The organism is Micromonospora sp. NPDC047753 (genome assembly GCF_040642735.1).
In the GTDB taxonomy this organism is placed as follows: domain Bacteria; phylum Actinomycetota; class Actinomycetes; order Mycobacteriales; family Micromonosporaceae; genus Micromonospora.
In genome coordinates this window covers 1-5,393 of record NZ_JBEYSL010000463.1, presented here as the reverse complement: position 1 = coordinate 5,393, position 5,393 = coordinate 1, and the positions used below count along the sequence as shown (strand labels likewise).

The 5,393-nt window shown below is 67.9% G+C and carries 9 protein-coding genes; all 9 read left to right on the top strand.

The window, feature by feature from the left end; all coding sequences use genetic code 11:
- Nucleotides 1–377, top strand: a 377-nt coding sequence (locus ABZ749_RS28550) for a M24 family metallopeptidase (RefSeq protein ID WP_357233218.1), incomplete at its 5' end; no start/stop codon positions are given.
- 135 nt (nt 378–512) lie between these two features.
- A complete protein-coding gene (locus ABZ749_RS28545) occupies nt 513–1,064 on the top strand; it encodes a DUF1707 domain-containing protein (protein WP_357233216.1) in 552 nt (183 codons plus the stop codon).
- Between the two features lie 327 nt (nt 1,065–1,391).
- Nucleotides 1,392–1,613 (top strand): translation initiation factor IF-1, encoded by a 222-nt coding sequence (gene infA / locus ABZ749_RS28540; RefSeq protein WP_007073013.1) that lies wholly within the window; start codon nt 1,392–1,394, stop codon nt 1,611–1,613.
- Between the two features lie 91 nt (nt 1,614–1,704).
- On the top strand, nt 1,705–1,818 hold the full coding sequence (rpmJ, locus tag ABZ749_RS28535) for a 50S ribosomal protein L36 (RefSeq protein ID WP_043965539.1): 114 nt from the start codon (nt 1,705–1,707) through the stop codon (nt 1,816–1,818).
- Between the two features lie 266 nt (nt 1,819–2,084).
- Nucleotides 2,085–2,465 carry a 30S ribosomal protein S13 gene (rpsM, locus tag ABZ749_RS28530; protein WP_030329917.1) on the top strand — a complete coding sequence of 127 codons (381 nt, stop codon included), beginning with the start codon at nt 2,085–2,087 and terminating at the stop codon, nt 2,463–2,465.
- Between the two features lie 87 nt (nt 2,466–2,552).
- A complete protein-coding gene (gene rpsK, locus ABZ749_RS28525; protein ID WP_030329919.1) occupies nt 2,553–2,960 on the top strand; it encodes a 30S ribosomal protein S11 in 408 nt (135 codons plus the stop codon).
- Between the two features lie 13 nt (nt 2,961–2,973).
- Entirely contained in the window at nt 2,974–3,600 is a 627-nt protein-coding gene (gene rpsD / locus ABZ749_RS28520) for a 30S ribosomal protein S4 (RefSeq protein WP_030329921.1), read from the top strand.
- 98 nt (nt 3,601–3,698) lie between these two features.
- The gene (locus ABZ749_RS28515) at nt 3,699–4,721 is read left to right on the top strand and encodes a DNA-directed RNA polymerase subunit alpha (protein WP_007465227.1); all 1,023 of its coding nucleotides are present in this window, start codon (nt 3,699–3,701) and stop codon (nt 4,719–4,721) included.
- Nucleotides 4,722–4,755: 34 nt separating this feature from the next.
- Nucleotides 4,756–5,313, top strand: a complete 558-nt coding sequence (gene rplQ / locus ABZ749_RS28510) for a 50S ribosomal protein L17 (RefSeq protein WP_091402374.1) — start codon at nt 4,756–4,758, stop codon at nt 5,311–5,313.
- The last annotated feature ends 80 nt before the right edge of the window (nt 5,314–5,393 follow it).

Genomic DNA, 5,393 nt, shown 5'->3' with positions numbered 1-5,393 from the left:
CGCACGCTGTGGAGACCGCCGTCCGCAAGGGCGGCCGGTACGGCATCGTCGACGGTTACGGCGGGCACGGCATCGGCACCGAGATGCACCAGGACCCACACGTGCTCAATCACGGTCGGCCGGGCAAGGGTCCGCGACTGGTCACCGGGATGGCCCTGGCCATCGAGCCGATGATCACCATGGCGTCCCCGCGTACCGTCGAGTTGGCCGACGGGTGGACGGTCGTCACCCGGGACGGCTCGGTGGCCGCGCACGTCGAGCACTCGATGGCGCTGTTGCCGGACGGCGTCTGGGTGCTCACCGCGTTCGATGGTGGCCGGGCCCGCCTGGGCGACCTGGTGACCGCCCGCCAACCCGCGGCCACAAAAACTCTCTAGTCCGATCCCGGCCCCGCGTCGCGCCGTTGATCATGAAGTTTCAGCCCCGACACGCCGGTGGGGCGGGCAACAGCTTCATGATCGACCGCTGCCAGGGGCGGGCGGGAGTGGCGCGACGGTGGCATGCTTGCCGGCATGGACGGGCGCGACGGGATGCGAGCCGCGGACGCGGACCGTGCGGCGGTGGCTGACCGGTTGCGGGTCGCCCTTGACGAGGGCCGACTGGATCTGCACGAGTACGACGAGCGGTTGCAGCAGGCCTACGCGGCACGCACGTACGCCGACCTCGAGGGCCTGCTGACCGACCTGCCGCCGGTGACGCCGGTGCAGAGGTCGGGCCTGGCGCCGGTCGCCGGGTCGACGATGAGCCCGCTGGATGACCAGCTCGATCCGGCCGTCAGCAGGGGCGTGACCGCCCGCTGGTTGGCCGAGGTGTGGTTCCCGTACCTGCGGGTGATCGCCATCGTGGTGACCATCTGGGCGGCGACGTCGGTGCTCAGCAAGGACCTGCTCTACTTCTGGCCGGTCTGGGTGGCCGGGCCGTGGGGCGCGGTGCTGGTGGTCCGCACGGTCAGCGGGCTGGCTGCGAAGGAGCCCCAGCGCCAGGCCGTCAAGCGCCAACGCCGCCGGGAGCGCAAGCAGGCAAAGCGCGCCCTCAAACCCGACAACGACGAACCAACCCCCTGAACCCCACCAGCCCCAACCCGCGGCCGGACTCGCCGTGATTCGTTGATCATGGAGTTGTTGCTGCCGAATGCGGCGTGTCGTGACAACAACTCCATGATCAACAGGGCTGAGGGTGGACTCGCGCGGGTTGGTGGGTGGTCGGTTTGGCGGGGGACCGCAGGCCGGCGTACACTTTCAGATCGGCGCACAGCGTCCACTCCGGCATGCCCACCCTGCGCTTCGGTGGGAGCTGGAGCCGCGGCTGGCGCGGGCTTCTGATTCTGATCAGATTTCCGTGTAAGACGTTGTGGGCCGCCCGGTGCAATCGACGTCAGGACAGCGGAGGACATGCCGAAAAAAGACGGAGCCATTGAGATCGAGGGTCGGGTCATCGAGCCCCTGCCGAACGCCATGTTCCGGGTGGAGCTCGCGAACGGCCACAAGGTGTTGGCTCACATCAGCGGGAAGATGCGGCAGCACTACATCCGTATCCTTCCGGAGGACCGGGTCGTCGTCGAACTTTCGCCGTACGACCTGACCCGCGGGCGCATCGTCTACCGCTACAAGTAGTCCTGACGACGGCCGGGAAGTCCCGTGTCCGTCTTCGACGTCCGGTGCCGCGCAGAGCGCGTAACCGGGCCAGATGGGAAGTAAGGCAACCGTGAAGGTCAAGCCGAGCGTCAAGAGGATCTGCAACAAGTGCCGGGTTATCCGCCGGCACGGCCGGGTCATGGTCATCTGCAGCGACCCGCGCCACAAGCAGCGCCAGGGCTGACTCAGCCCGTCCGGCCGGAGCGCGGCCGGGTGGCGTTGGTCCAGGCAGATCCCCAGCGACACACACATCACACATGCTCGTCCCAGCCACGAGCGGTACGCCAGACGTACCTCTGCGTGGCTGACCCCCGGTCGGAGGCCGGGGCCCGCTCGGGCAGCGACCGATCCCGGTCGCCGGCGCTCACCGCGTCGGAAGGACGGGACGGCCGGTAGCGGGGTGGGACGGGTCCACACCTCCGCCACACATCACGAGGAGTACGCCCGCACATGGCACGTCTAGTCGGCGTGGACCTCCCCCGCGAAAAGCGGTTGGAGATCGCGCTCACCTACATCTTCGGGGTCGGTCGTACCCGCGCCCTGGAGACACTCGCCGCCACCGGCATCTCGCCGGACAAGCGCGCTCGGGACCTCACGGACGAGGAGCTCGTGCAGCTCCGCGACCACATCGAGGGCAACTACAAGGTTGAAGGCGACCTGCGCCGCGAGGTCGCCGCTGACATCCGCCGCAAGGTTGAGATCGGCTGCTACGCCGGCATCCGGCACCGCCGGGGCCTGCCCGTGCGTGGCCAGCGGACCAAGACCAACGCCCGGACCCGCAAGGGCCCGAAGCGGACCGTCGCCGGCAAGAAGAAGCCCGGCAAGAAGTAGTTCTTAACCGGATGACGGGATCGGCCGCCGCCGAGGCGGGTCAGGCTGCAACCCAGTCCGGAAAGTCAACTAGGAGCGCACAGACTTATGCCACCGAAGGCTCGTGCCGGAGCCGCTGTAAAGAAGGTCCGGCGCAAGGAACGCAAGAACGTCGCCCACGGGCAGGCGCACATCAAGAGCACGTTCAACAACACCATCGTGTCCATCACGGACCCGACCGGTGCGGTCATCTCCTGGGCCTCCGCTGGCCAGGTCGGCTTCAAGGGCTCCCGCAAGTCGACTCCGTTCGCTGCGCAGCTGGCCGCCGAGGCTGCCGCGCGTCGCGCCATGGAGCACGGCATGCGCAAGGTCGACGTGTTCGTCAAGGGCCCCGGCTCTGGCCGGGAAACCGCCATCCGTTCGCTGCAGGCAGTGGGCCTCGAGGTCGGGCAGATCGCCGACGTCACCCCGCAGCCGCACAACGGGTGCCGTCCGCCGAAGCGTCGCCGGGTCTGAGAGGTAGAGAGAGATGGCTCGTTACACCGGTGCAGACTGCCGCCGTTGCCGGCGGGAGAAGATGAAGCTGTTCCTCAAGGGCAGCAAGTGCGATGGTCCGAAGTGCCCGTTCGAGTCCCGGCCGTTCCCGCCCGGGCAGCACGGCCGCGGCCGCACGAAGGAGACGGAGTACCTGCTCCAGCTCCGCGAGAAGCAGAAGGCCCGTCGGGTTTACGGCGTGCTGGAGAAGCAGTTCCGCGGTTACTACGAGGAAGCCGTTGGCAAGCAGGCCAAGACCGGTGAGGTCCTCCTGCAGATCCTCGAGTCGCGGCTGGACAACGTCGTTTACCGGGCCGGCTTCGCCCACTCGCGGGACATGGCCCGCCAGTTGGTCAAGCACGGTCACTTCACGGTGAACGGCAAGAAGGTCGACATCCCGTCGTACCGCGTCAAGGAGCACGACATCATCGAGGTTCGGGGCAAGAGCAAGGAGCTCACCCCGTTCATCGTCGCGCAGGCTCAGGCCGGCTCGAAGACGGTTCCGGCGTGGCTTGAGGCCATCCCGAGCCAGATGAAGGTGCTCGTGCACTCCCTCCCGGCCCGGCAGGTCATCGACACGCAGGTCCAGGAGCAGTTGATCGTCGAGCTCTACTCCAAGTAGTCCGAGCTCGTTCGGTGGCCCGCCCTTCGGGGCGGGCCACCGGAACAGTTTGTGTCGTGGGCGTCAAATAGCGGGCGCCCCGGAAGAGAAGAGAAAAGATGCTCATCAGCCAGCGACCCTCCCTCTCCGAGGAGTCGATCAACGAGACCCGGTCGCGGTTCGCCATCGAGCCGCTGGAGCCGGGCTTCGGCTACACCCTGGGTAACTCGCTGCGGCGTACGCTGCTGTCGTCGATCCCGGGCGCGGCCGTCACCTCGATCAAGATCGACGGTGTGCTGCACGAGTTCACCACGATCCCCGGTGTCAAGGAGGACGTGGTCGAGCTCGTCATGAACATCAAGGAGCTGTGCGTCAGCTCCGAGCACGACGAGCCGGTCAGCATGTACCTGCGTAAGCAGGGCCCGGGCGACGTGACCGCGGGCGACATCCAGCCCCCGGCCGGCGTCTCGGTGCACAACCCGGATCTCAAGCTCGCCACCCTGAACGGCAAGGGCCGGCTCGACATGGAGCTGACCGTCGAGCGGGGCCGGGGCTACGTGACGGCGGCGCAGAACAAGCAGTCCGGCGCCGAGATCGGCCGTATCCCGGTCGACTCGATCTACTCGCCGGTGCTGAAGGTGACCTACCGCGTCGAGGCGACCCGTGTCGAGCAGCGCACCGACTTCGACCGGCTGATCATCGACGTCGAGACCAAGCCGTCGATGGGTCCGCGTACCGCGCTGGCCTCCGCCGGTTCGACGCTGGTGGAGCTGTTCGGGCTCGCCCGGGAGCTGGACGAGACCGCCGAGGGCATCGACATCGGGCCGTCCCCGCAGGACGCCCAGCTGGCGGCGGACCTCGCTCTGCCGATCGAGGAGCTGGACCTCACCGTCCGCTCCTACAACTGCCTCAAGCGCGAGGGCATCAACTCCGTTGGTGAGCTCATCGGGCGTACCGAGGCCGACCTCCTCGACATTCGCAACTTCGGTCAGAAGTCGATCGACGAGGTCAAGATGAAGCTCGCCGGGATGGGTCTCGGGCTGAAGGACTCGGCTCCGAACTTCGACCCGGCGCACGTCGTGGACACCTTCGGCGAGGCCGACTACGACACCGACGACTACCGCGAGACCGAGCAGCTCTAGTCCGCGCTGCCGCCACAACTGAGGAGCACCAAAAATGCCCACGCCCACCAAGGGCCCCCGCCTCGGCGGCAGCCCCTCGCACGAGCGGCTGATGCTGGCCAACCTGGCGACCGCGCTGTTCCAGCACGGGAAGATCCAGACCACCGAGACGAAGGCCCGGCGGCTGCGCCCGCTGGCCGAGCAGCTCATCACCAAGGCCAAGCGCGGTGACCTCGCCTCGCGGCGTCGGGTGCTGGGTGTCGTCAAGGACAAGGACGTGGTCTACGCCCTGTTCGACCAGATCGCGCCCCGGTACTCCAACCGCCCCGGCGGTTACACCCGGATCGTGAAGACCGGTCCGCGCAAGGGTGACAACGCGCCGATGGCCATCATCGAGCTGGTGGAGGAGCTTCAGGTCGCCGAGCCGAAGGCGAACAAGAAGACCGCCGCCCGCAAGGCCGCGCAGCAGGACAAGGTCGAGGCGCTCGCCCCGGCCGACGAGGCCCCGAAGTCGGCTCCGGCCGACCAGGACTCCGAGGCGCCGGTGTCGGCGTCCGGTGACACCGACGCCGCCCGCGAGGACAGCGACGAGGCCACCGAGAACAAGGCCTGATCAAGGGCATCGTCGGGCCCGGCGGATCCAGCTGAACGTTGTCAAGCCATGGGCTTCGCTACCGGAGTCGTCGATGTAGA